Annotated in this window: 19 protein-coding genes and 2 pseudogenes; 11 read left to right on the top strand and 10 right to left on the bottom strand. The window is 65.2% G+C overall.

Annotation, left to right across the window (positions count from 1 at the left end; translation table 11 throughout):
- Positions 1–9 precede the first annotated feature (9 nt).
- From FKV23_RS01270 to FKV23_RS01255, 5 genes and pseudogenes are all read left to right on the top strand, one after another.
- On the top strand, positions 10–960 hold the full coding sequence (locus FKV23_RS01270) for a complex I NDUFA9 subunit family protein (protein ID WP_244244061.1): 951 nt from the start codon (positions 10–12) through the stop codon (positions 958–960).
- Positions 848–1,102, top strand: a pseudogene (locus FKV23_RS17730) (helix-turn-helix transcriptional regulator); the annotation flags it as partial. The gene FKV23_RS01270 and the pseudogene FKV23_RS17730, both read left to right, overlap by 113 nt.
- Positions 1,103–1,142: 40 nt before the next feature.
- A complete protein-coding gene (locus tag FKV23_RS17425; protein WP_244244060.1) occupies positions 1,143–1,307 on the top strand; it encodes a hypothetical protein in 165 nt (54 codons plus the stop codon).
- A gap of 254 nt (positions 1,308–1,561) precedes the next feature.
- Positions 1,562–3,646: a hypothetical protein gene (locus FKV23_RS01260; protein WP_141622223.1), complete on the top strand. Its 2,085-nt coding sequence runs from the start codon at positions 1,562–1,564 to the stop codon at positions 3,644–3,646.
- A gap of 198 nt (positions 3,647–3,844) precedes the next feature.
- A pseudogene (locus FKV23_RS01255) lies at positions 3,845–3,970 on the top strand (IS3 family transposase); the annotation flags it as partial.
- A 47-nt stretch (positions 3,971–4,017) separates the two neighbouring features.
- On the opposite strand, the gene FKV23_RS01250 reads toward FKV23_RS01255, so the two are convergent.
- Both FKV23_RS01250 and FKV23_RS01245 read right to left on the bottom strand, forming a co-directional pair.
- Positions 4,018–4,332 carry a hypothetical protein gene (locus tag FKV23_RS01250; protein WP_141622222.1) on the bottom strand — a complete coding sequence of 105 codons (315 nt, stop codon included), beginning with the start codon at positions 4,330–4,332 and terminating at the stop codon, positions 4,018–4,020.
- Positions 4,332–9,089: an RHS repeat domain-containing protein gene (locus tag FKV23_RS01245; protein WP_167284874.1), complete on the bottom strand. Its 4,758-nt coding sequence runs from the start codon at positions 9,087–9,089 to the stop codon at positions 4,332–4,334. Before FKV23_RS01245 ends, FKV23_RS01250 begins: the two co-directional genes overlap by 1 nt.
- 399 nt (positions 9,090–9,488) lie before the next feature.
- On the opposite strand from FKV23_RS01245, the gene FKV23_RS01240 reads away from it, so the two are divergent.
- Positions 9,489–10,739: a multifunctional CCA addition/repair protein gene (locus FKV23_RS01240; RefSeq protein WP_141622220.1), complete on the top strand. Its 1,251-nt coding sequence runs from the start codon at positions 9,489–9,491 to the stop codon at positions 10,737–10,739.
- A 281-nt stretch (positions 10,740–11,020) separates the two neighbouring features.
- Here the strand turns inward: FKV23_RS01240 and FKV23_RS01235 are convergent, their stop codons facing one another.
- The 3 genes from FKV23_RS01235 to FKV23_RS01225 all read right to left on the bottom strand — a co-directional run bounded on the left by FKV23_RS01235 (position 11,021) and on the right by FKV23_RS01225 (position 15,284).
- Positions 11,021–13,516 carry a TonB-dependent receptor plug domain-containing protein gene (locus tag FKV23_RS01235; protein WP_141622219.1) on the bottom strand — a complete coding sequence of 832 codons (2,496 nt, stop codon included), beginning with the start codon at positions 13,514–13,516 and terminating at the stop codon, positions 11,021–11,023.
- 161 nt (positions 13,517–13,677) lie between these two features.
- Positions 13,678–14,076, bottom strand: a complete 399-nt coding sequence (locus FKV23_RS01230) for a VanZ family protein (RefSeq protein WP_141622218.1) — start codon at positions 14,074–14,076, stop codon at positions 13,678–13,680.
- Positions 14,077–14,087: 11 nt separating this feature from the next.
- Positions 14,088–15,284: a class I SAM-dependent methyltransferase gene (locus FKV23_RS01225; RefSeq protein ID WP_141622217.1), complete on the bottom strand. Its 1,197-nt coding sequence runs from the start codon at positions 15,282–15,284 to the stop codon at positions 14,088–14,090.
- Between the two features lie 152 nt (positions 15,285–15,436).
- Between FKV23_RS01225 and FKV23_RS01220 the strand changes: the two genes are divergently transcribed.
- Positions 15,437–16,189: a pteridine reductase gene (locus FKV23_RS01220; protein WP_141622216.1), complete on the top strand. Its 753-nt coding sequence runs from the start codon at positions 15,437–15,439 to the stop codon at positions 16,187–16,189.
- A 562-nt stretch (positions 16,190–16,751) separates the two neighbouring features.
- Here the strand turns inward: FKV23_RS01220 and FKV23_RS01215 are convergent.
- From FKV23_RS01215 to tsaD, 5 genes are all read right to left on the bottom strand, one after another.
- Positions 16,752–17,582, bottom strand: a complete 831-nt coding sequence (locus tag FKV23_RS01215; protein WP_141622215.1) for a DUF6159 family protein — start codon at positions 17,580–17,582, stop codon at positions 16,752–16,754.
- An 88-nt stretch (positions 17,583–17,670) separates the two neighbouring features.
- Complete coding sequence (gene folK / locus FKV23_RS01210) at positions 17,671–18,153, bottom strand: 2-amino-4-hydroxy-6-hydroxymethyldihydropteridine diphosphokinase (protein WP_141622214.1); 483 nt, start codon at positions 18,151–18,153, stop codon at positions 17,671–17,673.
- Positions 18,150–19,529: a mechanosensitive ion channel family protein gene (locus FKV23_RS01205; RefSeq protein ID WP_244244059.1), complete on the bottom strand. Its 1,380-nt coding sequence runs from the start codon at positions 19,527–19,529 to the stop codon at positions 18,150–18,152. The genes folK and FKV23_RS01205 overlap by 4 nt, the downstream gene beginning before the upstream one ends.
- 13 nt (positions 19,530–19,542) lie before the next feature.
- Positions 19,543–19,911: a dihydroneopterin aldolase gene (gene folB / locus FKV23_RS01200; protein ID WP_141622213.1), complete on the bottom strand. Its 369-nt coding sequence runs from the start codon at positions 19,909–19,911 to the stop codon at positions 19,543–19,545.
- Between the two features lie 74 nt (positions 19,912–19,985).
- Complete coding sequence (gene tsaD, locus FKV23_RS01195) at positions 19,986–21,038, bottom strand: tRNA (adenosine(37)-N6)-threonylcarbamoyltransferase complex transferase subunit TsaD (protein WP_141624973.1); 1,053 nt, start codon at positions 21,036–21,038, stop codon at positions 19,986–19,988.
- A 174-nt stretch (positions 21,039–21,212) separates the two neighbouring features.
- Between tsaD and rpsU the strand changes: the two genes are divergently transcribed.
- The 4 genes from rpsU (at position 21,213) to dnaG (ending at position 24,986) form a co-directional block, all read left to right on the top strand.
- Positions 21,213–21,428 (top strand): 30S ribosomal protein S21, encoded by a 216-nt coding sequence (gene rpsU / locus FKV23_RS01190; RefSeq protein WP_111267721.1) that lies wholly within the window; start codon positions 21,213–21,215, stop codon positions 21,426–21,428.
- 158 nt (positions 21,429–21,586) lie between these two features.
- Positions 21,587–22,033: a GatB/YqeY domain-containing protein gene (locus FKV23_RS01185; RefSeq protein WP_141622212.1), complete on the top strand. Its 447-nt coding sequence runs from the start codon at positions 21,587–21,589 to the stop codon at positions 22,031–22,033.
- A gap of 179 nt (positions 22,034–22,212) precedes the next feature.
- Complete coding sequence (locus tag FKV23_RS01180) at positions 22,213–23,148, top strand: YihY/virulence factor BrkB family protein (RefSeq protein WP_141624972.1); 936 nt, start codon at positions 22,213–22,215, stop codon at positions 23,146–23,148.
- 101 nt (positions 23,149–23,249) lie between these two features.
- Positions 23,250–24,986: a DNA primase gene (dnaG, locus tag FKV23_RS01175; protein WP_141622211.1), complete on the top strand. Its 1,737-nt coding sequence runs from the start codon at positions 23,250–23,252 to the stop codon at positions 24,984–24,986.
- Positions 24,987–25,118 lie beyond the last annotated feature (132 nt).

Raw genomic sequence — 25,118 nt, 5'->3', positions numbered from 1 at the left:
CGAGCCTCGATGCAGCATGTCGTCGTCCTCGGCGGCACCGGCTTCGTCGGCCGGCCGCTGGTGCAGCGCCTGCTCGACGACGGCTACCGGGTCACCGTACTCAGTCGCGGCCCCGGCTCCGATCCGCACGCACACCAGGCGAAAGTCGCCCAGCTGAGCCGCGACGCCAGCCGGCTCGAAGGCGACGTGCATGACGTCGACTTCCTGCGCGCGGTGCTCGACGACGCCGACACGGTGGTCAACCTGGTCGGCATCCTCAACGAGAAGGGCGACAGCGGTGAAGGCTTCGAGCAGGTATTCACCGAATTGACCCGCTCGCTGCTGACCGCCATGCACGACAATGGCGTGCGCCGGCTGCTGCAGATGAGCGCGCTCAACGCCGGCCTCGGCGACAGCCACTACCTGCAGGCACGCGGCCATGCCGAACGCGAGGTGCGTGCGTCAAGGCTGGACTGGACGATCTTCCGCCCCTCGGTGATCGCCGGCCCCGGCGACGGCCTGTTCTGTCGCTTCGACAAGCTGCTCAAACTGGCGCCGGTACTGCCGGTCGGACGCGCCGAGGCGCGCTTCCAGCCGGTCTGGATCGGCGACGTGGTCGAGGCCTTCGCCCGCGCCATCGACGCCCCGGCCACATACGGCCAGACCTACCCGCTGGTCGGTCCCGACGTCCTCAGCCTCGCCGACATCATCCGCCTGACCGCAAAGGCCCGCCGCCGCTGGCGCATGGTGCTGCCGCTGCCGGAAGCCCTCGGCAAGCTGCAGGCCGACATCGGCGAACTCCTGCCCGGCAAACCGATCAGCCGCGACAACTGGCGCTCGCTGCAGCTGGACTCGATCAGCATCGAGGATGGCTTGGCGCGGCTGGGAATCAGTGCCACGCCGGTGGCGGGCCGGGTGGAGGAAATCCTCGGACTCGAAACTGCGGCATCCGGACCCCGGGACCCCGACTCCGAAGCATGACCACGCCCACCATCGTCAAGGCAAGATGCAAAAATCGTTGCGCTACCGCCGCAAGGGACTGGGCCTGACCCAAGTCCAACTCGGCGAACTGGTCGACGTGACCCAACAACAGATCGCCTCGTTCGAGACCGGCCGCCGACGCACGCCGATCTCGACGCTGCCGCTGCTGGCGCGGGCGCTCGGTGTCAGCATCGAAGGACTCGTCGGCATACCCCCCCGCACGCGGCAAGCGCGGCCCGGCACCGAAGCTGCAGCAACAACTCGAACGTCTGCAGGCATTGCCCAAGTCCAAGCAGCGCCTGGTCAGCGAAGTCCTCGACTCGCTGCTCGCACAAGCCGGGCGTTGACATCCACACCCCAACAATGACAAGGCCCGCAATGCGGGCCTTGTGTTTCATGGGATCGGATTAATTGCCTCCGTTCCGTTTGTTCTTGGCTATGTCGAATGAACCTGACTCTGAGGTTGCCTTGGATTTCATGCGCTTGCCATCGCCGACGACGAGTATGATGGCGCTCAACGGAGAGGGCATGGCGTTGGTGGCGGAATGAATGGAGCCGGTGCGGATTCTAGCGGGCATCAGAAGAGACGGGGTCGGCGCACATGACGACCACAACCAGTTTGCGAGGCGCCGACGGTGACGCTTCGGTATCCGAGGACGCGTGCGCCATCGCTGCGAGCTCTCCCCGCTCGCTTGCCGCGATTGCGTTGATCGCGAGCGGCCCGGTCGCGCTCGCGATCGGCTTCGTCCATGCACGGATGTGGCAGGTGCTGCCGTGGGAGCGGCTGGTGCTGACGCTGGTACTCGCGCTGACGGCCTCGGCGATCGCCTGGCCGCTGCGACGTTACGCAAGGCTGCCATGGGCATTGGCGCTGGCCCTGGTCTGGCTCGCGGCATTGCCGCTGTTCGCCGGCCCGCTTCCGGTCCTCGCGGTGCTGTTGCTGGCCTTGGCGGCGCTGGCCCTGGGTACGTGGCTGGTACCGGCAGGCATGCCGGCACGGGCAGCGGTCGCCTTGTGCGTGGGGCTGGTGCTGATCGCCGGCCTCGCCGGCTGGACCTTGAGCTGGCCGGTCCACTCGACGCCGGCCTGGGCGGTTGTGCTGCTGGCCCTGGTCCTGCTGCGCCGTCGTAGCCTCGTGTCCACGCTCGGCGATGCGGCCCGCAGGCTGCGCGAAGCGGTCGAACAGGCGCCACGCTGGGCCACGTTCGCGACGACTCTGTTCGGCCTGGCATCGACCGCGTGCTGGATCCCGACGATGCAGGTCGACGACCTCGCCTACCATCTCGGCCTGCCCAGCCACCTGCTGCTGTACGGACACTACCGGCCCGACCCCGCGCACCAGGTCTGGTCGTTCGCACCCTGGCTCGGCGACGTGCTGCAGGCCGTCGCCGCCCTGTTGGCCCGCGAGGACGCACGCGGCGCGGTCAACGCGCTGTGGCTGGCGCTGATCGCGCCGCTGTCGTGGACGGCCAGCGCGGCGATCGGCGCGAAGCCGGCCGAGCGCTGGGCCTGCGCCGCCCTCGTCGCCAGCTTTCCGCCGCTGGTGTGGATGGCCGCGGGTATGCAGACCGAACTGCCGGCCACCGTGCTGCTGCTGGCGGCGATGGTGGTGGCGACCTCGCGCGAGCCGCGCTGGCTGTTGCCGGCCGCGGTGCTGTTCGCCGGCATGGCCGCACTGAAGACCATGCATTCGTTCGCCGCCGCCCCGCTCGCCGTCTATGCGTTGTGGCACCACCGCACGCGCCTGGACTGGAAAACGGCCGCAGCTGCCTGTGTACTGGCGCTGCTGGTGGCCGCCTCCAGCTACGTCCAGGCTTGGTGGCATACCGGCAATCCGCTGATGCCGCTGTTCAATAACCTGTTCCACTCGCCATACCTGCCGGACGAGGCCTATCGCGACCCGCGCTGGTTCACCGGTTTCAGTCTGGCATTGCCGTGGCTGATGAGCTTCGATACCCCGCGTTATGTCGAGGCGTTCAACGGCGGCCTCGGCTTCACCCTGGTCGCACTGGCTGGCGTCTGGCTGCTGGCGCTGGCGCGACGTTCGGGCCGCGGCATCGCGATCGCGGTCACCCTGGTCGCCTGGTTGCCGCTGGTGCCGATGCAGTACGTCCGCTACGCGTATCCGGGCTTGATTCTACTCTCGGCGCTGCTCGTCGTTCGTGGTGAAGGCACGCTCGGCCGTCGCGGCTTCGCGTGGCTGCTCGCCGGCGTGTGCGTGCTCAACCTCGCCTTCCAGGCCAATTCGAGCTGGCTGCACCATTCCGCCGCGCTCAAGCGCACCATCCGTACGCTTGGCGACGCCGAGGCGATCTTTCCGCACTACGTACCGGAACGGACCCTGATCGGGCGCCTGCCGCGGGGCGACGACGGCATCGTGCTGGCCACCGAGCCGGGCCGTGCCTACATCGCCGAGCTGGGGCTGCGCGGTCGCAGCGTGCTCGACCACGACCCGGAACTGAGCGCCGCACGCATGCGCGCCGAGGCCGATCCCAGCGGGCAGCAATGGCGGGGCCTGCTCCAAGCCAGCGGAGCGCGCTGGGCCCTGGTGGTGCCGGCGAGCGCGTCGCCACCGCTGCACAAAGGGCTAGCCTTGGCCGGCGCACAGCGGGTCGATGCGGTCGGCGACGCCGAGTTGTGGCGCATCGGCGCCGAGGCCATCGGTACCGAAGCATCGACGCGATGAGCGTGCTGAGGCGCGCGCGGTAGTCGCCGAGCCACTGGATGCGCTGTGAAAACCAAGGTTACACAGTCCGTTTGACAGACCCGGTGATCACAAGACAGTTGCTCCGTCCCGTTTGTTCTCGCAGCTAAACAAGAAGCCCCGCCGGGCGAGGGCCGGGCTTCGTTGGGGTCGGTTAATTGGCTACGTCCCCTTTACTCCGCACGCACGGCGGTGTTCGAGTATGTCGAGCTCTTCTACAACCGCATCCGCATGCACTCGGCACTGGGCTACCAATCACCGGTGCAGGCGGAGAGGAACTATCTATCGGTCAGGCTTGTATCCTGACTACCTGTCTGTGGAAGCCGGGGCAGTCCAATCTGGCCCTTTTCCGCTCAATACTGGAAGACGAATAAATCGCGAGAACCGAGCCATTCTGAATTAAGGTAGGCCAATGCGCCTTGATAGTCAGCCTCAATCGTTCCGCGTTCCGAATACCAGCCTTTTGCTCCATCCACGTCATAACCATGAGCAGTCGCACGCCAAAGCTCGATACCTAATGGCCTAATGCGGCACTCCCTCAATAGACCCAAGAACAAGCGAGCATCAGAATTTGTCAAGCCCGTAACAGGAAAATCGTCCTCCACAAACTTTCCGTGCGTGCCAATAAAATCCGCCAGCACAGAGTAGCAATTGCTCTCCTTAACCATTATTTCACCTTATCCGGCTTAAAGAGACGATGGTATATCTCATTTTTCTGATTCTTGACGTATTCAAAAGTTCCTCTTACCCACCCTTTCGAACCCTCCATCTGGCCTCGCAATGTCAGCTTCTCCACTGTTACGCCACGACTATCCTTTGAGAAAGTGACCTTACCGAACTCGCGCGCAAACCCATCAACTGACTTTGGAAACGCATGGTACTTATCCGTCTGAGACAGTGTTCGCTCAGAGTACTTTGCGCCCTCAAAGAACCTCTTTGACCAAGAGCCGACCCCAGCAGAGAAATACCTGGCGCCTTGCGCTTCGGCTGTCACACCTGCCAAACCCGGGAGGAAGAGGGTTTGCGATATCAGGATTGCATCCCCTGCCTTTTCATACTGTTCAACTAGCGCGCCCTCCGGCGCCGCTTGGGTTCCGAATGCAGCGTTTACGCTTAAGTCACGAGTCTCGGCGAACCAGTTCCCTACGTGCGCAGGAATATTCCACCACGAAATATCTTTCCGATGTCCAAAACTTTGTCGCCCATCAGGATCAGTGAACCCATAAGGGTTGTTGTTGGCGTAACGATAGCGATTAAACGCGATCACGGGTTGGTCATACGGCGTCACCGGATCGACACTCAGGAACCTTCCGATGTCATCGTCATAGTAGCGCTGCTGCGCATAGATCAACCCCGTCGCCGCATCCTCCACATGCCCGGTGTACCCCGGCCCGTCCTTCAATGGCCGGTTCAGCACCTTGCCATAGGGCTCGTACTCGCTGCGCTCGATGACGACACGGCTTTCATCCGTCACCGCCACCGGGCTGCCCAGTGCATCGGTATGCTGGTACTTGATGGCTTCGGCGTTGGTGCTGCTGTCTTTCTCGTGTACCGCCACCAAGCTGCCGCTCAAGTACACATACCAATGGCGCTTTTTCTGGCGGCTGTTGAAGTCGTAGACCAGCTTGCCGTCCTGTATGTACGCGCTGAACTTGTCGCCATTGACGCTATCACGCATCCGGCGCCCTTGGCCGTCGTACACGTAGGCCGAAGTCGTACTACCCACCTTCGCGCTGCGCAGGCGGTTGCCGTAGTCGAAGCTGAAGTTATGGTTGTCCTTGCTCTTCAGATTGCCCTGCACGTCGTAACTCAACGCATGCACCGCCGGGCTAGCTGAACTGCCCGAGCACACCGAGCCACTGCGCACGAAGGCCAAGCGGCTCCCACTGCCATAGCAGTAGTAGTGATCCCGCGCCGCCGCACCTCCGCTCAGCTTGACCCGGGTCAGGTCGTCGAGCACGTTGTAGGCATACGTGGCGGTACCAAACATGGGCGAGGACACGCTGGTCAGCCGGTTCAGCCCGTCATAGACCATGTCACGGTTGCCGCGCTGGTTGCGGCCGGTCGCTCCGTCGGTGATCGCGGCGACATTGGCGTTGCCGTCGTAGTCGTAACTGTCGGCCAGGAACTTGGTGGTGCCATAGGCATCGGTGCTGGTATCCGGCAGTCCCCGTGCATTCTGGGTCAGGGTGTGGGTGATGCCATTGCCATAGGTGAACTGCGCGATGGCCCCATTGGGGTGATAGGAAACGCCACTGGCATAGTTCGCGCCGCTGCTGTTGTATACCCGCGTGGTCTGACCCAGTGCATTGACTGCGTACTTGATGGTCTGTCCGGCGGGGTAGCCCTGTTCGATCAAGTGACCGTTGGCGTTGTACCGATACGTGTTGGGCCACGAGAAGGCGTTCAATGCCATTTGTTCGCTGGTCAGCAGCCGGCGGCGATTGTACCCGTAGGTCGTGGTAACAATCTGATCGCTTCCGCCGTTGTTGTTGACGGTGACCGTGTCGGGCAAGCCATCCGCGGTATAGGTGTGAGTAGTGTTGCCGTTGTTGTCCGGGAAACTCAGCGACTTGATCCGATTACGCTCATCGTAGGTGCGGATTGCCCGCCGGGCGCTGATCGCGGTGGTGTTGCCGGTCGCATGGCAGGCGGTGCTGGCGGGCAGGCCAGCGGCCGACCAAGCCAGGTTGCCGGCCGCGTCGTAACCCATCAGAGTCGCACCGGTTTCCGGTTCAACGACACGGCACAGTTCTTGGTTGCTGTTGTAGGTATAGGTGCGATCGAGGGCAACCGTACCGTCGGTGGCGCTGTTGCTGTTGCTGCGCCGGATCTTGGTCGGCTTGCCGAACACGTCGCGGGTGATGTGGGTGCGGGCGCCGGCCGGGTGCCGGATGGTGACAGGGCTGTCGTAGCTCGGCTGGTCGAAGGCCTGGTACCAGGTCAGGGTCTGCTGACCGCGCGGGTTGGTCACCCGGGTGTAGTAGCCGTCGGCATTGCTGAGGTACTCGATGCGGGTAACCAGTTCATCTGGAATGCCGTCCTGGTTCAGGTCCAGCTCCGAGTCCTGCTTGACGTAAGTGACCCGGTCTAAGGCGTCATAGCTAGTCTTGATGCCCTTGAGCGAGGTATCTGTCCAGTTGCCCAGCGTTCGAACTGGATAGGATTGAAACGCGAGCCGTCCGGCGGCGTCGTAGCGCTTGACCACGATGCTACGAGTGCTGGCGGAATTGCCATTGTCGTAGCTTTCCTCCACGACGGGGCGCCACAGCGCGTCGTAGCGTGTGATTTTGTAACCGCTACCGGTACGTTCAAGCCGGCGCCAATGATTGGGCAGGCCGTACACTCCCGCCTTGACCGAGAAATCAAGCGTGGTCGCATTCCAGGTGGTGGCGTCGCAGACGCCGCTGGACGATTCCGATGGATAGGTGATATTGCTCAGCCGCCCCATCGCGTCGTAGGCGTAGCAGGTCTTGTAGCCGTTCTCGTCGGTGACCGAGGCGATCGTGCCGTCGTTGTTGACCACCGCCGACTGGGTCTTGCCGTCGGCGTAGGTGATCTTCTGTGGGATGCCGCGTTTCCAGTTCGCCAGAGTGGTGACATTGCCCAGACCGTCGGTGATGCTCTTGAGCATGCCGTCGGTGGTGCTATAGCTGAAGGTCTGCTTGAGGAGCGTGAACTCGTAGGCTTTCCACGGCAAAGACTTCCAATCATAGTCGGTCTGGCTGACAACCTTGCCGGTTTCGACATTGGTCACCGACTTGACCTGTCCAATAATCCATTCTGATGGACTATTGTGGTAATCGATCCTGTCGCTTCGGCTGTACCCGATCGAGCTGTTACGCGTGATAGACATCAACTGCCCATATGCATTGGGTGATGAGCCCACTCTGGTAAAGGCGTCCGAACCCAGCCGAGTAATCACCTTGCTCTGCCAGAGACGATCAGTGGAGAGTATGTGTTGATAGCCAATGGTCAGGCGGTAGTCCCCGGAATAGGAACTCGTTTTCCATTCGGTTTCCACATTGCGCAACAAGGTCGCGTAATTGCTGCCACCGAAGGTCTCGTGCTTTACAAGCGCGAGCTGCCTTGCGTCCACTCGATTCGTATCGCTTTTCCATACGTCATAGCAAACATGATGATAGACATCCTGGGCTTGAGGCCCCGTCACCCTGGTAACAATGTAATGCTTGCCCGACTCGTTGGCATCCTGATTCCACGACGTGGAATAATCCTGCGTCAACACATTGCTTGAGCCATCAGCCACGCTTCTCTTCAGAACCGCCGGATGTTTTTCGACATAGGGGGCTCCCGGCGAATTACTCCCAGGCCCAAGCCTTGTTCCGGACATAACCCCGATTATTTTTTTACATTCATCCGAGTTGAGTGACGCAAGCAACTCGTACTCATATGAAATTACAGCCCCTGAAGGAATAGTGACACTTCGAATAACATCCAGTCCATGCTCACTTCCCAACGGATAGTAGTTGTACTCCCAAAATCGGCCATCGGCATCGGTTACACGATGCAGTTGCGGCTGACCACTATCTCCAGATCTGTATGCGTAACTTACAGTCCTGTTTCCGGAAGTGATTGACTTCAGATGACGACCGCTCCCAGGCTTTCCCGTCTGTCCGTGATCGTCAACGTGATAGTCGAGCGTCACCCTGCGACCATCACTAGCACTGACCTCCTGCAAGCGCAGGACCCAGCCACGCCAGTTATCTGATCGCTTCTCGTAATGAAAAGTCAGGTGATTTCCAAAGCGATCCTCAATGTCCGTTACATAGTGAGAAGCCACCCTATCCACCACATTACCCCAACTCGGATCATCCGGATCCTTGGGCCCTGGTATGGACTTGGTTTCACTTGAAAAGTAGGCAAAGTGGTATTTGACTCCATCCGGAGAAACCAATGTAATGGCGCTATTTGTACTCTTGGGAAGCGGCTGACCCAACTCATCGATGCTGTTCGACCGAGTCGTCAGGCTCTGACCGCAGTACATCAGCCAATTATTATTGAATTGAGCATGCGGAGATTTTGATGAAAGCTTCGGGTAGTTGATCGAAGCATTCATGGCAATGGGCCTGAAATCACCCTCGCCATTGACCATTACATTGACTTGCTTCGCTGTTGTAATACAGCCAAGGGATTCGAGCTTGTGATCATTCAACCCGTAAATTGAGTGAGACATTGCAATCCTGGGAACACTCAACTCCCAGTTGTACATGTCCCCTCTCCAGTTATCGTACAAGCCGCCAACAGGTAGACGGTGACTGCGACTAACTTCAATAGGCAATCCATTTCCAGGAATCACCATGTCAGTCACATTCCATTGCACCTTGCGGTCCACGAGACTGATCGACTCGCCCGCAATTTCCATGGCCTTTACTGCAGAATTCTGCGTCACGATCTTGTAGGCCATCTTCGGATCATATTCCTGAGCCGCGGCGATACTCGATGCAAAATAATACGCGGACAGTAGCAGTACCCACCCTAGAAGCTTCGGCTTCGCGGAATACCGATAGCTCAAGGGTGAAAGGGGAACGGAGGTAATTAAGCCTCGCACACCTCTCTGAGGCGCTTCCCCAACTCCCCGGTCTGCGCGCCCAAGCTGAAAACCCGCGCCGCAGTCAGCACCGCGACAATCGTCCATCGGCCGGCTTGTTCCCATTGATCTTCTTCCTGTTGCCGCCCGTTGCGGGCCGCATTCCGTGAATGTCCTGTTCCCTTCCCCTGCCGCCCTATGTCTCCCCAGACCTGTAGACGACAGACAAGGGCGTGTTATATCCCCATTTCCTAGATGCCCGCAACGCTTCCCAGTATGTCGCCCAGTCCCAACCCTCCCACCCCCACCACCTACCTCGTCGGCGGCGCGGTCCGCGACCGCCTGCTCGGTTTGACGCCGGGTGATCGCGACTGGGTGGTGGTCGGCTCGACGCCGGAGGCGATGCGGGCCGCCGGCTTCCAGCAGGTCGGCCGCGATTTCCCGGTGTTCCTGCACCCGGACACCGGCGAGGAGCACGCACTCGCGCGCACCGAGCGCAAGAGCGGGCGCGGGCATGGCGGCTTCGTCGCCCACGCCGATCCGTCGGTGACGCTGGAGCAGGACCTGGCGCGGCGCGACTTCACCATCAATGCGATCGCCGAGGACGCGGACGGTCATCTGGTCGATCCGTTCGGCGGTGCGCGCGACATCGAGGCGCGGGTGCTGCGCCATGTCGGCCCGGCGTTCGCCGAGGATCCGCTGCGAGTGTTGCGCGCGGCGCGCTTCATGGCGCGGCTGGCGCCGCTGGGCTTCAACGTCGCGCCGGAAACCGTCCAGCTGATGCGCGAGATGGCAGCCAGTGGCGAGCTGGCCGAGCTGACCGCCGAGCGGGTGTGGCAGGAACTGCGTCGCGCACTGGTCGCGGCCATGCCGTCGGCGTTCCTGCGCACGCTGCACGACTGCGGTGCGCTGGCCGTGGTGCTGCCCGAGGTCGACGCTTTGTACGGCGTGCCGCAACGCGCCGAATACCACCCCGAGGTCGATACCGGCGTCCACATCGAACTGGTCTGCGACATGGCCGCGCGGCTTGCACCCGGCGACGACATGATCGGTTTCGCAGCGTTGACGCATGACCTGGGCAAGGCGCTGACGCCGGCCGGTAAACTGCCCGCCCACGTCGGTCACGAGCACGCCGGCCTGAAGCCGCTGCAGGCGCTGTGCGAACGGCTCAAGGTGCCGAACGAGCACCGTGCGCTGGCCGAAATCGCCTGCCGTGAGCACCTCAACGTGCATCGCTTCAACGAACTGCGCGCGACCACCGTGCACGACCTGATCGCGCGCTGTGATGGTTTCCGCAAGCCGGAACGCATTGGCCGCCTCGCCACCGTCTGCGAGGCCGACAAACGCGGCCGTGCCGGTCGTGGCGAAGACGCCTACCCGCAGGCCGACGCATTGCGTACCGCCCACGCCGCCGCGCTGGCGGTGAAGGCGCAGGACGTGGCGAAGGGACTCAACGGCCCCGCCATCGGCGAAGCGTTGCGCAAGGCACGGATCGCGGCAATAGCGGCAACAAGGCAAGACGGATAGCCGGTCCGACGGGGTCCAGAAAAAGCGATGCCGGGCGGTCTCCCCACCGCCCGGCATCTCTCCCCCCTGTCGCTTGAACGCAGCGCGGGCGATCCCCCAATCATTCCGTCAGCCGGCGTTCAGGCCGAAATGTAGCGTTTCCTGAACAAATTGCAATCCCCGTCCGGGGCATGGTGCGGTCCGGCTGCCGGATTCACGCACCGCGTCCCACTTCGACCGCGGTCGGCATGGCCGATCCGGAACGGGCACCGGACCGCGACGGCGATCCGATGCCCGCGCGCTCAGAACCGGTAATCGATCCGGGCGTAGTAGCTGCCGCCATTCATGCCGAACGGCATCGTCTCCCAGCCGTACTTGAAGCCCAGCTGCGGGAACGGGAAGCCGTCCTGCTCGTCCCACTTGTCCGGGTACTCGTCGAAGATGTTGTTGCCACCGACGGTGACCGAGAGCGCGTCGGAGAACGCGTAGCGCACGCTCAGGTCGAACAGGGTCTTGCCGCCCCAGGTCTGCTTGACCCCCGGGGTGAAGCCCTCGCCGGCGACCTTGCCGTAGTAGTTGGCGCGACCGGTGACCTGCCAGGCATCCTGGCGCCAGATCGCCTGCAAGGAGTGTTGCTGGCGCGGCTGGCCTTCCTCCAGAAGGGTCACCTGGGTGTCGTCGAACAGCGCTTCCGGCGACAGGATCGCCGACTGCGACCGGCGCGCGGTCACCTCGGTCTTGTTGAAGTGCAGCAGCGCGGTCAGGTCGAGGGTGGAGCCGCCGGCGAATTCGGTGCTGTGGTTGGCGACGACATCGACGCCGGTGGTGCGGGTGTCGATCGCGTTGGTGAAGAACAGCACCTGGCCGACGCCGACCGGATCGAGGATCGCGCGGATCGGGCAGTTGGCATTGTCGACCGCGCACGGGTTGCCGTCGGTCCCGACCGCCTCGGGCTGGATGTTGCTGGAGAAGATGATGCGGTCGTCGATGTCGACGCGGAACATGTCCACGGTCAGCGAGAAGCGCTCGTTGGGCCGGATCACCACGCCGAGCGAACCGCTCCTCGAGGTTTCCTCCTGCAGCGGCTCGATGCCGAACGCACGGGTCACCTCGCTGTCCTGGCGTGCGGTCAGGGTGTCGGTCAGCACGCCTTCGGCATTGAGGTTGGTCGAGCGCTGGCTGTAGAACAGCTGCTGCACGCCCGGTGCGCGGAAGCCGCTGGCAAGCGTGCCGCGCACCGCGAATGTCTCGGTCGCGTCGAAGCGCGCCGACAGCTTGCCGGTGGTGGTGTTGCCGAAGTCGGAGTAGTCCTCGAAACGGACCGCGGCACCGACCAGGAACTTCTCGCTCAGGTTGGTTTCCGCATCGAGATAGACGGCGATGTTGTGGCGGCCCTTGTCGACTGCCTCCATCGGCGAGAAGCCGGGGAAGCCCTGGATGCCCGGCTGCGCCGTCTCGCCGGCCTGGCCGATGATCTCGATGTCGCGGTTGTTGGTGCGGCCGTAGGTGTAGGACACCGGGTCGCCGGCGCGGATCGCGTAGTTCTCGCGGCGGTATTCCAGGCCGGTGCCGAGGTAGACCGGTTCGCCGTTGAAGCCGCCGACGCTGCCGCGGAAATCGAGGTTGAAGGTGGTCTGGTCGTATTCCAGGGTGCCGGTGTCGGCCGAGGTCGGCGAGGCGGCGTGGATGCCGGCGGCTGGATTGGCCGGATCGATCGGCTCGTACCACCAGCTGACGTTGACCGAATTGCTCTCCTCGAAGCCGAACTTGCTGCGGCCGTGGTTGACCGAGATGTCCCAGTCCCAGTTGTCGCCGATCGGCGCGCGGAAACCGACCGCGAGCGAGCCGTCCTCGACCGTGGTCAGGATGTTGGGCAGGAAGCCGTCCGGGTACAGCTCCGGCACGGTGCGGTTGTCGCCGGCACTGCGGAAGAAGCCCGACGAATCGCCCTCGCGCCGCGACAGGCCACCGAACGCGTACAGCTCGCCAGCGCCGGCCGGGATGCCACTGTTGAACCACAGGTAGTAGTCCTTGGCGTCGGCGTCGCCGAGCCGCTGGGTCACCCGCGGCGGGTCGACGCGCAGGCTGTCGGGACCGGCGCGGTTGGTCTCGTTGCGGTTGCGCGCTTCGGCCGACAGGTTGATGAAGCCGTCGCCGCCGAGCTTGAAGCCGGTGTTGACCGAGCCGTGCAGCATCTCGCCGTCGCCGGCGTAGTACTGCGAACCTTGAACCATGAGCTCGGTGTGGTCGGTCTGTTTCTTCAGGATGATGTTGATCACGCCGCTGATCGCGTCCGAGCCGTACTGCGCGGCGGCGCCGTCGCGCAGCACTTCGATGCGCTCGATCGCCGAGACCGGGATCGCGTTGATGTCGGTGCCGGCCGAGCCGCGGCCGATGGTCTGCTGCACGTTGACAAGCGCCTGCTGGTGGCGGCGCTTGCCGTTGACCAGCACCAGGACCTGGTCCGGACCCAGCGCGCGCAGGGTGGCCGGGCGCAGGATGTCGGTGCCGTCGGACACGAAGGTGCGCGAGAAATTGAACGAGGGCTCGAGCATCTGCAGGATCTGGCCGACCTCCATCGCGCCGGTGGCGGCGATCTCCTCGCGGCCGATGATGTCGACCGGGGCTGCGGTGTCCTCGGCGGTGCGGCCGGGCACGCGCGAGCCGACTACCTCGATGCGGTCGAGGGTGGTGGCGGACTCCTGGGCCTGGGCGGACCCGAACCCGACGGGCGTGACGCTGGCGGCGAGAGTGGCGGTTACGGCCAGGGCCAGGCGATGGTGACGAATAACGGACATGAACTCGATTCCTTGCGCAGTGACAGACGGGGCCCGCTACGATGGGGCCGGAATCGAGGCTTACCCTTTCTTAACTTTTTCGCAATCGGCGGGAATCTCTTGCTCAATCTGCCTTCGTGACACTGATCACGCAATTGCATTTTTGTTGCAATACCGCACGGTCAGGGCAGGCGCGCGTCGACCTTCTGCAACCAGAAGCGCAAGCGGGTCCACCCCAGTGCCCAGCCGGCCAGCACACCCAGCAGATTGGCCAGCGCGTCGGCCACCGAGGCCGTACGCGCCGCGGTCAGCGCACCCTGGGCGAACTCCAGACCGACGCCAAGCCCGATCAACGCGATCGCCAGCGCGGCATGCATCCCTCGCCGCTGGAACAGCATCACCGCCCCGGCCGCGAGCACGGCGTAGGCGAGGAAGTGTTCGATCTTGTCGACGTTCTCGAACGGCGCCGGCGGCAGATTGCCCGCCGGCATCAGCGAAGCCGCGACCACCAGCGCGACCAGCGCCAGCCAGCCGCCGAACCACAGCCACGGCCGGCGGAACGGCCGCAGTGCACGGCTCACGGATGGCCCCGTCAAAGCCTGAAACTCAGGTCGCCGGCCAGGAAGGCGGCGCCGAACTCGACATCCTTCTCGAACCCCATGACCTGGAAGCGTTCGCCCATCGCGCTGGGCAGGGTCAGCTTCTTGACCTCCTCGGTGCGACGCAGGCGCTCGCCGTCGTCGGCGATGCGCTCGATCCGTTCGAGCACGCCGGCAAGACCATTCCCCACCAGGAAACTGGCCTGCGAGCAGTAGCCGGCAAAGTCGAAGCCGGCGCCGACCCCGGCCTCGGCCAGGGCGGTGAAATCGACCGAGGCGGTGATGTCCTGCAGGCCCGGCCACAACAGCGGATCGGCGTGCATGTGCTGGCGATGGAACGCGCGCAGGGTTCCGTCGCTGCGTTCGGGCAGGTAGTACTCGCCGCGTGGATAGCCATAGTCGACGAACAGCATCGCGCCGCGCTTCATCCCGCCCGAAACCGCCTGGATCCAGTACGGCAGTTGCGGCAGCAGTTCGGAGCGGTAGCCATCGGGCAGTTTCCGTTCGAGTTTCTGTTCGATGTGGTGCACGGCGTTGGCCAGGAAGCCGTCGGCCGGGCGGGTGATGCGGGCGAAACCGTCGCCGCCAGCCACCGCCTCGCTGTCGACAACCACGAACTCCTCGTGCACTTCGCCGTCGACGATCGCGAAGCGCGGCGTCGGCAACGCATCGATCACCTCGTTGGCGAACAGCACGCCTTGCCAGTCATGCTGGAACGGCCCGTCCAGCCATTCGACCAGGTCGAACAGCGGCGGCGGCAGGCGCTCCTGCAAGCGTTCGCGCTGGCGCTGGCGCAGCTGCGCGCTGGGTTCGAGGATCGCGTAGCGGTCCGGCAGCGCATCGAGCTCGGTCAGCCGCTTGAGCACCACCTCGGCGAACGCGCCGGTGCCGCCGCCCAGCTCCAGGAACAGCCCGTCCGGCCCCACCTGCTGCATCACCGGCGCCAGCGCCTCGGCCACGCAGGCGGCGAATACCGGGCCGAGCTCGGGCGCGGTGACGAAGTCGCCGGCCTCGCCGAACTTGCTCGCGCCGGCGCTGTAGTAGCCCAGGCCGGGCGCGTACAGCGCCAGCTCCATGAAGCGCGAGAACGGGATCGCACCGTCGTTGTGCTCGATCTCGGCGCGCAGGTGGGCGCTCAGGCGGGCGCTGTGGGCGAGCGCATCGGTATCGGGGGCGGGGAGTGTCTGCATGCGCGGATTATCGCAGGCTCGGAACGCGTAGCCCGGAGATTCGAGACGCCCTCCCGGGTGCGGCTTCGCCTTACCCGGGCTACTTGTTGCACGATGGCGGAACAGCAGCTCCCTCGCTACGCTCGGGATGACGACTCCTACTGATGCCGACCATGCCCACCCAACGCCCCGTCGCCCTTGTCACCGGCGCCGCCCGCCGTATCGGTGCCGCCATCGTCCGCCGGCTGCACGCGGCCGGTCATGACATCGCCCTGCACTACCGCGGCTCGGCGACCGAGGCCGAAGCGCTGGCGGGCGAGCTCGAAGCCATGCGCGAAGGCAGCGTGCTGCTTCTGCAGGCCGACCTGGCCGAATTCGATCGCCTGCCCGAACTGGTCGCGCAGGCCATCGGCCGCTTCGGCCGCCTCGACGCACTGGTCAACAACGCTTCGGCTTTCGAACCGACGCCCATCGGCACCACCACGCCAGCGCAGTGGGACCGGCTGTTCGCGAGCAACGCGCACGCACCGTTCTTCCTCGCCCAGGCCGCGGCACCGCACCTCAAGGCCGCAGGCGGCGCGATCGTCAATCTGACCGACATCTACGCCGATCGCCCACTGCGTGAACACACTGTCTACTGCATGGCCAAGGCCGCGCTGCTGGCGATGACCCGTTCACTGGCGGTCGAATTGGCCCCGGAAGTGCGGGTCAACGCGGTCGCGCCGGGCGCGATCCTGTGGCCTGAGGCCCAGGACGGCGGCGACAGCTGCAGCACGGCGCAGGTGGCCATGCTCGCGCGCACTCCGCTCGGTCGCACCGGCACCCCGGAGGAAGTCGCCGAAGCGGTGCGCTGGCTGCTCATGGACGCCCGCTACTGCACCGGCCAGGTGCTGCATCTGGACGGTGGACGAATGCTGTCGACCTGAGGCGATGCCCGGGCTGTGGCCGGGCATTGCCAAAGTTTGGTTCTTCTCCCAAGTGAGGGGGCTCGCTTTCAGCGAAGGCGTGGACGCTGCCGCTTGCGTTCGATCGCCGGTTCTCGCCGCTGTCTGGCTGTCCCGACGCGACCTGCCGGCCTGGACGGCGAATGTCCCCCGGCCGACGCCCGTGGCGGCGGCCTCCTCCTTGATTTCGCCGTCCAGGCCGGCAGGTCGCGTCGGGATCGCGCGGCCACGCTGGAACGCGAAGCAGACCCTCCCTGGGAGTGCGCTTCTGGAGCCACCGGTCATGTCGGAACGCCGGGGGTGAAGGCCCTTGGGTGCGAAATCAAGGAGGAGGCGCCGGCCTTGGCCGGCGCCGGGGGACATTCGCATCCAAGGGCCTTCGCTCCCGGCGCCCCGGTCATCCAACAGATCCGGCGCTTTTCCCTCAATTGGGCGAAGAACCAAACATCTGGGCCTCGCCCTGCACCGCCACACCCCCATTCGCGCCTGCGACGCGAATCGCCCCCTGGCTCAGGGGCTGGGGTCCAGCAATCGCTGTTGCGGGTTACTTCGCGGCGAAGGCCTGCTCGAGATGGATGTTCTCGAAGCCTGCCGGCGTTTCGCCACGGGTGACGTACTGGTACAGCGCCGCCGAATACACCCCGCTCAGCGCGGCCTGGAAGATACCCAGCGTCAGAACCGCGAGCGCGAACAGCACCACCACCGCGACCATCAGCCCCGTCGACACCTGCGCGGCCAGGAAGGCGCACAGGAGGCCGACCAGGATCACGCCGAAAATGATCAGCCCGAATGCCATGCCGATGCCGACCTGGCCGATCGCGTTCTCGCCCCAGGTCCGCCTGAGCAGGTTGACACTGCTCTTGAGCGCATCGACCGGGCCGACGTCGGTGCTGACCAGCACCGGCACCACCAGGAAGGTCGCCAGCGTCCACATCGCGCCCAGGCCGCTGCCGATCAGGCGCACGATGAAATTGTTGTCGCGGTTCTTCAGCGCCTTGAGCAGCACGCCGACAGTGGCGGCGATGGCCGCATAGCCGAGGATCGCACCGAGCCTCGACTTCGCCGCGTTGAGACCATCGGCCAGAGTTGGATCGCCGCCTTCGAGCCGGATCAGCGCGGCACCGACCAGGGCGCAATTGAAAAAGATGATCACCGTGTACTGGCAGAAGTAGAACAGGAACGCCCAGAACGCGCCGATCACGCCGAAGCCGTCCTCGAATACGCGCAGCGCGAAGGTCGGTATCGCAAAGGTCGCCAGCACCAGCAGCGTCGCGGCGCCGGAAACCAGCGGAAACAGCATCAGTTCCTTGTCGGAGCGCAACACCGATGCGCTGGCCTTCACCAGCTGCCAACTGCGCGAGAACTTCTCGAACATGGTCGTCCGCCTCCCCGGGATCAGGGGCGGATTATGCCCGGAGTCGATGTCGCTTGCGCGACCGCAGTCGCATCATGCGAACGGGCTCTCAAAGCGGGACGACGTCCATCGGCAGATGCCGGTCCGGATGCGCATTCCACAGCTCGGCCAGGCTGCGGCCATCGCCGGGCACCACCATGTCAGGCACGATCTCGGCCAACGGCCGCAATACGAAGGCATGCCTGAGTTCGGGCCTGGGAATCCGCAGGTGACCGGGCCCGTCGAGGATGCGGTCGTCGAACAGCACGATATCGATGTCGAGGCTGCGGTCGCCGTAGCGCGGACCGCTGCGGTCGCGACCGTGCGCGTCCTCCAGCGCATGCAGCCAGGCATTGAGCGCATGTGGATCCATGTCGGTCTCGATCGCTGCGGCCGCATTGAGGAAGTCGTGTCCATCGAAGCCGACCGCGCGGGTGCGGTACGCCGACGACAACAGGATCTCGCCGAAGCGTTCGCGCAACGCCTCGATACCGCTGCGCAGGTTGGTCTCGGCGTCGAGATTGCTGCCCAGGCTCAGGCAGGCACGGCTCATGTTTCGGGCTGCCCGGCCGGCACGTCGCCACGCAGCGCCGACAGCCCGGCCATCAGGTCGGCTCCACCCGGCTGCTGGAACAGGCGCAGGCCGAACTCGGGCAGGATCGCCAGCAGGTGGTCGAAGATGTCGGCCTGGATGCCCTCGTAGGCGCCCCACTCGGTGGTCGCGGCGAAGCAATAGATCTCCAGCGGCAGTCCGGTCGGCCCCGGCGCCAACTGTCGCACCATCAGGGTCTTGCCGTGATCGATCTTCGGGTGCGACTCCAGGTAGGCGGTGACATAGGCGCGGAAACAACCGAGGTTGGTCAGCCGGCGGGTGTTGACCGGATCGGCATGGCGTTCGGTCATTTCCGCGTTCCACTCGCCCAGCTCTTCCCGCTTGCGCTTGAAGTGGCGCTCCAGCAGCACGAAGCGCTGCAGTCGCCGGTACTGGTCGTCATCGAGGAAACGCACCGCAGCCTGGTCGAGGTGCAGCGCGCGCTTGATCCGGCGCCCGCCCGACTCGCTCATGCCACGCCAGTTCTTGACGCTGTCCTCAATCAATCGGTGGGTCGGCACGGTGACGATGGTCTTGTCGAAGTTCTGCACCTTGACCGTGTGCAGGGCGACATCGACCACGTCGCCGTCCACCCCCTGCGAGGGCATCTCGATCCAGTCGCCGACCCGGACCATGTCGTTGGACGCGATCTGCACGCTGGCCACGAGCGACAGGATGGTGTCCTTGAACACCAGCATCAGCACCGCGCCCATCGCACCCAGGCCGGCCAGCATCGTCAACGGCGAACGGCTGATCAGCACCGAGACGATGATCACCAGCGCCACCGTGTAGACGACGATCTTGACCAGCTGGACATAGCCCTTGATCGGCCGGCTGTGCGCACGCGGACGGCGCTCGTAGAGGTCGTTGAGCGCGGACAGGAAGGCGCTGATCGCCATCGCGATGTTGAGCACGATGTAGACCTGCGCCGCCTTGCCGACCCACACCACCAGCGCGCTGTGGATGTTGGGAACGAGCGCGATGCCGTAATAGATCACCAGCGCCGGCACCACATGCGCGAGCCGTTTGAGCACGCCGCGCGCAAGGATCAGGTCATCGATCTGGGTCGGCGTGGCCTTGACCGCCCTGACCACCAGCGGCCGCAGGATGCGCTGGGTCAGCAAGTCGACGACCAGGGCGATGCCCAGCAGGATGCCGACGAACATCAGCGTATGGGTCCAGTCGCCGCTGGAACCGGCTTCGACCAGCGGATCGAGCACCGGATCGAGCATCTTCTGCAGCGACTCGGCGACGGGGCTGGCAGGCGGAGACGGAGATTCGGTAACGGACATGTTCTGGATGATGGAATTCTGGACGACGAACAACGGGGCAGGCATGCAGGGTTGGGGCTCAGGCCCCGTTGAGCGGCTGGCGCTCGCGCTCGATCACCACCCCGACCGCGCGCGCGCCGCGCACCGCGCCGGGCTTGCTGAGCTTGAGCCGCAGCCTGTGCACGCCGAACTCATCGAGGATGATCGCTGCGACCCGCTCGGCCAATGTCTCGACCAGACCGAAGTCGGATTGCCGCACGTACTCGATCACGCGCTTGCTGACCGCTTTGTAGTTGAGTGTGTCGGCGATGTCGTCGCTGGCCGCGGGCACGCGGTTGTCGAACGCCATCTCGATGTCGAACACCAGCGCCTGCCGCACCCGCCGCTCCCAATCGTAGATGCCGATCAGGGCGTCGATCTCGAGGCCTTCGATGAAAACGTGATCCATGGGGGGCGAGTGAGAGTGGAGAGGAGTGAGGAACGAGTAACAGCCAGGCATGCTAGTCCGCTTTCACTCTTTTCTCACGCCTCCGCACTCTGCACTGGCTGCAAAGCAGCCATGTCCCAGCGTGGCGCGACCCGCACCGATGCATCGTCATGCTGCCCGGCCTGCAGGCGCAGGGCACCGGCGAAGGCGATCATCGCGCCGTTGTCGGTGCAGAACTCCGGCCGCGGGAAGCTGACCCGGCCGCCGCGCTCGCGCGCCATCTCTTCCAGCCGCACGCGCAGGCGCTTGTTGGCGCCGACGCCACCGGCAACGACCAAGGTGCCGCAGCCGGCTGCATCGAGCGCGCGGCCGCACTTGATCGCCAGCGTCTCGACCACCGCGTCCTCGAAGCCGCGGGCGATGTCGGCGCGGGTTTCGTCGCTCTGGTCGCTGTTCCGCCAGGCCAGCAGCACCTGGGTCTTCAGTCCGCTGAAGCTGAAATCGAGCCCGGGCCGGTCGGTCATCGGTCGCGAGAACCTGAACGCGCCCGGGTGTCCCGGCAGCTTGTCGGACCGCTCCGCCAAGGCGGCCAGCTGCGGCCCGCCCGGGTACGGCAGGCCCATCAGCTTGGCGGTCTTGTCGAAGGCCTCGCCAGCGGCGTCGTCGAGGGTCTCGCCGAGCAGGCGGTAGCGGCCGATCGCCTCCACGTGGACCAGTTGGGTATGTCCGCCAGACACCAGCAGGGCCACGAACGGCGGCTCGGGCCGTCCTTGCGGGTCATTCTCCAGCAATGGCGCCAGCAGATGGCCCTCCATGTGATGGACGCCGATCGCCGGCACCTCCAGCGCCCAGGCCAGCGCCCGTGCCACCCCGGCCCCGACCAGCAGCGCCCCGACCAGGCCCGGACCGGCGGTGTAGGCGACGCCGTCCAGATCGCCGGTCGCCAGCCCGGCCTCGGCCAGGGTCTGGCGGATCAGTGGCAGCAGCTTGCGGACGTGGTCGCGGCTGGCCAGCTCGGGCACCACCCCGCCGTACTCGGCGTGCAGGGCGATCTGGCTGTACAGCGCGTGCGCGCGCAGCCCAGCGTCGGTGTCGTAGACCGCCACACCGGTTTCGTCGCAACTGGTTTCGATACCGAGGACTTTCATCGGGCGGACCTGGGCGGAGCGGCGGAAAGAGGAGTCCATGATGTCGGGGCGGCGGCCGGATTTCACCAGCCCGGGCGCCAGTTCAGGCGGCCGCTTGCATCGCCCCACAGGGGGCCGCTATCATACGCGGCTCTCCCGGCTCCAGCCGGGCCGGAACCCGAATAGAGATAACACATGCCCAGCGTCAAAGTCCGCGAAAACGAGCCTTTCGAGTTTGCCCTGCGCCGCTTCAAGCGCACCTGCGAGAAGGCCGGCGTCCTCGCCGAGACCCGCAAGCGCGAGTACTACGAGAAGCCGACCCAGGAGCGCAAGCGCAAGGCTGCCGCGGCGGTGAAGCGTCAGGCCCGTCGCGCTTCGCGCGATGTGACCAAGCGTCAGCGGTTGTACTGATCCGTTTTACTGATCGCACGTCCTGCGCAAGAGCCCGGCCATCCATGGCCGGACTTTTCTCAGGAAGGCATTCAGCAAGCCGCTCGCAGCAACAAGCCGGCCGCGCCTCTGCGCCGCCGGCTTTTTGTGTTCCTGAATGACGTTCCAGGAGTCCGCACATGACCCTCAAGCAACGACTGACCGATGACATGAAGACGGCCATGAAGGCCGGCGACAAGCACAGCCTCGGCGTGATCCGGCTGGTCAACGCCGCGATCAAGCAGAAGGAGGTCGACGAGCGCATCGAACTCGACGACACCGCGGTGATCGCCGTGCTCGACAAGATGGTCAAGCAGCGCAAGGACTCGGTCCAGCAGTACCAGGCCGCCGGCCGCGACGACCTGGCCGATATCGAGCAGGCCGAGATCGGGGTGATCGAGCGCTACCTGCCAGCCAAGCTGGGCGAGGCCGAGATCCTGGCCGCGATCGACACCGCCATCGCACAGACCGGCGCGACAGGCCCGGCCGACATCGGCAAGCTGATGGGCGCGCTGAAGCCGCAACTGGCCGGCCAGGCCGACATGGGTCTGGTCTCGAAGCTGGTCAAACAGCGGCTGGCGGGCTGACCGCCACTCGATCAGATCGAACGCCGCCCCCGGGCGGCGTTTTTCGTGGCGATCACCCCTGCAACGCGATACTGCAGGCAGTCCCGGTCGATGAAGAGCCCGGCTTGAGCGAACGCCAACCTCCAACCCGATCCCCCATCCAGCCGAACACCCCGGCATCCACGGGTGCCCGTCCCGACCTGCGGAGCCGCTGGAATGCCGTCCAGCAATATGTCTCCGACAGCGCCCCCGCCCGGTTCATCCGGCGCTTCTTCGAGTACGAGATTCTCGCGCTGTCCGCTGCGCTGTCCTTCTACACCCTGCTGTCGCTGGCGCCGCTGGTGATGCTGCTGCTGTGGCTGACCACGACCCTGTACCCGACAGCCCAGGGCGAATTCTTCCGCCAGATCGGGCTGCTCGCCGGCCCGCAGGTGGAATCGACTGCCCGCCTGATCATCGCCAACGCCGAGCGCGACCCGGGCACCGGGTCGATGGCCGCGTTGCTTGGCACCGGGGCCCTGCTGGCAGGGGCATCGGTGGTGTTCGGGCAGTTGCAGGTGGCGCTCAACCGGGTGTTCCATTCCGATGCAAGTCGGCTGGGCGGCAGGTTCGCATGGCTGCGCAAGCGGCTGCTGTCGTTCGGCATGGTGCTGGGGGTGGGGTTCCTGCTGGTGGTGTCGATGGCGGTACAGGCCGCGCTCTCGCTGCTGATGGCGTGGCTGCCCGAGCTGTTGCCGGTGTTCGCCGCCACCGTCTCGTTCCTGCTGTACAGCCTCGTGTTCGCGTTGATGTACCGATGGCTGCCGGACCGGCCGGTATCGCGCAGGCGCTCGCTGCTGGGTGGCGCACTGACCGCGGCGATGTTCATGCTGGGCCGCTGGGCGATCGGCCTGTACCTGGGCCAGGCCAGCCTGGGCAGCGCGTACGGACCTGCCGGTGGCCTGGTAGTGATGCTGGTATGGCTTTACTACTGTGCGGTGGTGTTCCTGGCCGGGGCACTGATCACCGCGATGCTGGATGAGGCGGCCCGCGCAAGGCGTCTGGCTAAGGCCCTGGCCAGACTTGGCGGCGCGCCTGCGATGGCGGTCTCCGCTCAGGCGGATGAACGCCGGGCCGGACCGGGATCTCCACGCTGAAAGGCCGGGTCGAAGAGCCCGCACCAGACCCCGTGTGGCGCTGCGCATGGCATCCTAGCGGACCGCTACTCCACTCCCGCTGTCCGTAGCGGACAGGACGCATGGCCCGCATCCCCGACGCATTCATCGACGACCTGCTCGCGCGCACCGACATTGTCGAGGTGATCAACGCGCGCGTGCCGCTCAAGCGCCAGGGCAAGGAGTACTCCGCGCGCTGCCCGTTCCACGACGAGCGCTCGCCCAGCTTCACCGTCTCGCCGAACAAGCAGTTCTATCACTGCTTCGGCTGCGGCGCGCACGGCACCGCGCTCAAGTTCCTGATGGAGTACGACCGGCTCGAATTCCTCGACGCGGTCGAGGAGCTGGCCCGCGCCGCGGGCATGGAAGTGCCGCGCGAGACCCGGCAACACAACATCAACCCGGACACCCAGGCCACCTACGACATCCTCGACGCCTCGGCGCGCTTCTTCCGCAAGCAGCTCGAAACGAGCCCGCAGGCGCAGGCCTACCTCGACGGCCGTGGGGTCGATGCCGGCACCCGCGAACGCTTCGGCATCGGCTACGCACCGGCCGGCTTCAATGCCCTGCGCGATGCGCTCGGCAGCGACGAGCGCCGGCTCAAGCTGCTCGAACGCGGCGGCATGATGTCGCGCAACGACAGCGGCCGGGTCTACGACAAGTTCCGCGACCGGGTGATGTTCCCGATCCTCGACCGCCGCGGCCGCACGATCGCCTTCGGCGGCCGGGTGATGGGCGCCGACGACGGGCCGAAGTACCTCAACTCGCCCGAAACCCCGCTGTTCCACAAGGGTCGCGAACTCTACGGCCTGTGGCAGGTGCGGCAGGCACACAACAAGATTCCGCACATCGTCGTGGTCGAGGGCTACATGGACGTGGTCGCGCTGTTCCAGCACGGCGTCGACACCGCGGTGGCGACCCTCGGCACCGCGACCACGCCCGACCACGCAGAACTGCTGTTCCGCAACGCGCCCGACGTGTACTTCTGCTTCGACGGCGACCGCGCCGGACGCGCCGCGGCGTGGAAGGCGGTCGAATCGGTGCTGCCGCGGATGAAGGACGGCCGCCAGGCCTTCTTCCTGTTCCTGCCCGACGGCGAGGATCCGGATTCACTGGTCCGCCAGGAAGGCGCCGACGGCTTCAACGCACGGCTGAAGGAGGCGACACCGCTGTCGCAGTTCCTGTTCGACTCGCTCGCTGTCGACGTCAACCTTGGCACGCTGGAAGGCAAGGGCCGGCTGGCCGAGCGCGCCAAGCCGCTGCTGGCGCAGATTCCCGACGGCGCCTTCGCCGACCTGATGCGCCAGCGCCTGACCGAGCTGACCGGCGTCGGCGCCCGTGCCAGCGCGCCCGATACGCACGTGCCCACCCAGCGCGCCCACACCCGCGGCGGCCAACATCCGGCCAAGCGCAGCCTGGTCCGCGGCGTGATCGCCCTGCTGCTGCAGTCGCCCGCGCTCGGCCTGGAACTGCTGCCGCCCTACCGCTTCGCCCAGCTGCGTCAGCCCGGCGTCGACCTGCTTTGCGAGCTGCTGCAACTCGTCTACGAGCGCCCCGGGATCGGCATCGGCAGCCTGATCGAGCATTTTGCGGGCCGCGAAGAGCAGGCCGCGTTGCAGAAACTCGCCGCACAGTCACTGCCCGGCGAGGAAGCCGCCTGGCGCACCGAGTTTCACGAAGCCATCGCCCGCCTTGAACACCAGACCCTGCTGCAGCGTGTCGAGGAGCTTCAACAGCGCCTGCGCGAAGGCGGCCATGCCGCGCTGACCGCGCAGGAGAGAACCGAGCTCGGCGAAACGCTGGCGAGTCTGCGCCGATAACTGCAGGCGGGCATTTCGTGTCCACCAGCGAGAATCGCACGCCTGCGAGACTGCGCGCCAACCCATTGTGTAGCCCGGGTAAGCGGAGCGCACCCGGGGCACCGCCAAACCCCGGGTGCGCTCCGCTTACCC

It is taken from the genome of Lysobacter alkalisoli, assembly GCF_006547045.1.
GTDB lineage: Bacteria > Pseudomonadota > Gammaproteobacteria > Xanthomonadales > Xanthomonadaceae > Marilutibacter > Marilutibacter alkalisoli.
This window is presented reverse-complemented; position numbering and strand designations above follow the sequence as displayed.

Bases quoted from the DNA above. Each gene is read 5' to 3' on its own strand.
- FKV23_RS01270 (WP_244244061.1), top strand. From the start codon at position 10: ATGCAGCATGTCGTCGTCCTCGGCGGCACCGGCTTCGTCGGCCGGCCG.
- FKV23_RS01260 (WP_141622223.1), top strand. From the start codon at position 1,562: ATGACGACCACAACCAGTTTGCGAGGCGCCGACGGTGACGCTTCGGTA.
- FKV23_RS01250 (WP_141622222.1), bottom strand. From the start codon at position 4,332: ATGGTTAAGGAGAGCAATTGCTACTCTGTGCTGGCGGATTTTATTGGC.
- FKV23_RS01245 (WP_167284874.1), bottom strand. From the start codon at position 9,089: ATGGCCTACAAGATCGTGACGCAGAATTCTGCAGTAAAGGCCATGGAA.
- FKV23_RS01240 (WP_141622220.1), top strand. From the start codon at position 9,489: ATGTCGCCCAGTCCCAACCCTCCCACCCCCACCACCTACCTCGTCGGC.
- FKV23_RS01235 (WP_141622219.1), bottom strand. From the start codon at position 13,516: ATGTCCGTTATTCGTCACCATCGCCTGGCCCTGGCCGTAACCGCCACT.
- FKV23_RS01225 (WP_141622217.1), bottom strand. From the start codon at position 15,284: ATGCAGACACTCCCCGCCCCCGATACCGATGCGCTCGCCCACAGCGCC.
- FKV23_RS01220 (WP_141622216.1), top strand. From the start codon at position 15,437: ATGCCCACCCAACGCCCCGTCGCCCTTGTCACCGGCGCCGCCCGCCGT.
- FKV23_RS01215 (WP_141622215.1), bottom strand. From the start codon at position 17,582: ATGTTCGAGAAGTTCTCGCGCAGTTGGCAGCTGGTGAAGGCCAGCGCA.
- folK (WP_141622214.1), bottom strand. From the start codon at position 18,153: ATGAGCCGTGCCTGCCTGAGCCTGGGCAGCAATCTCGACGCCGAGACC.
- FKV23_RS01205 (WP_244244059.1), bottom strand. From the start codon at position 19,529: ATGCCTGCCCCGTTGTTCGTCGTCCAGAATTCCATCATCCAGAACATG.
- folB (WP_141622213.1), bottom strand. From the start codon at position 19,911: ATGGATCACGTTTTCATCGAAGGCCTCGAGATCGACGCCCTGATCGGC.
- tsaD (WP_141624973.1), bottom strand. From the start codon at position 21,038: ATGAAAGTCCTCGGTATCGAAACCAGTTGCGACGAAACCGGTGTGGCG.
- rpsU (WP_111267721.1), top strand. From the start codon at position 21,213: ATGCCCAGCGTCAAAGTCCGCGAAAACGAGCCTTTCGAGTTTGCCCTG.
- FKV23_RS01185 (WP_141622212.1), top strand. From the start codon at position 21,587: ATGACCCTCAAGCAACGACTGACCGATGACATGAAGACGGCCATGAAG.
- dnaG (WP_141622211.1), top strand. From the start codon at position 23,250: ATGGCCCGCATCCCCGACGCATTCATCGACGACCTGCTCGCGCGCACC.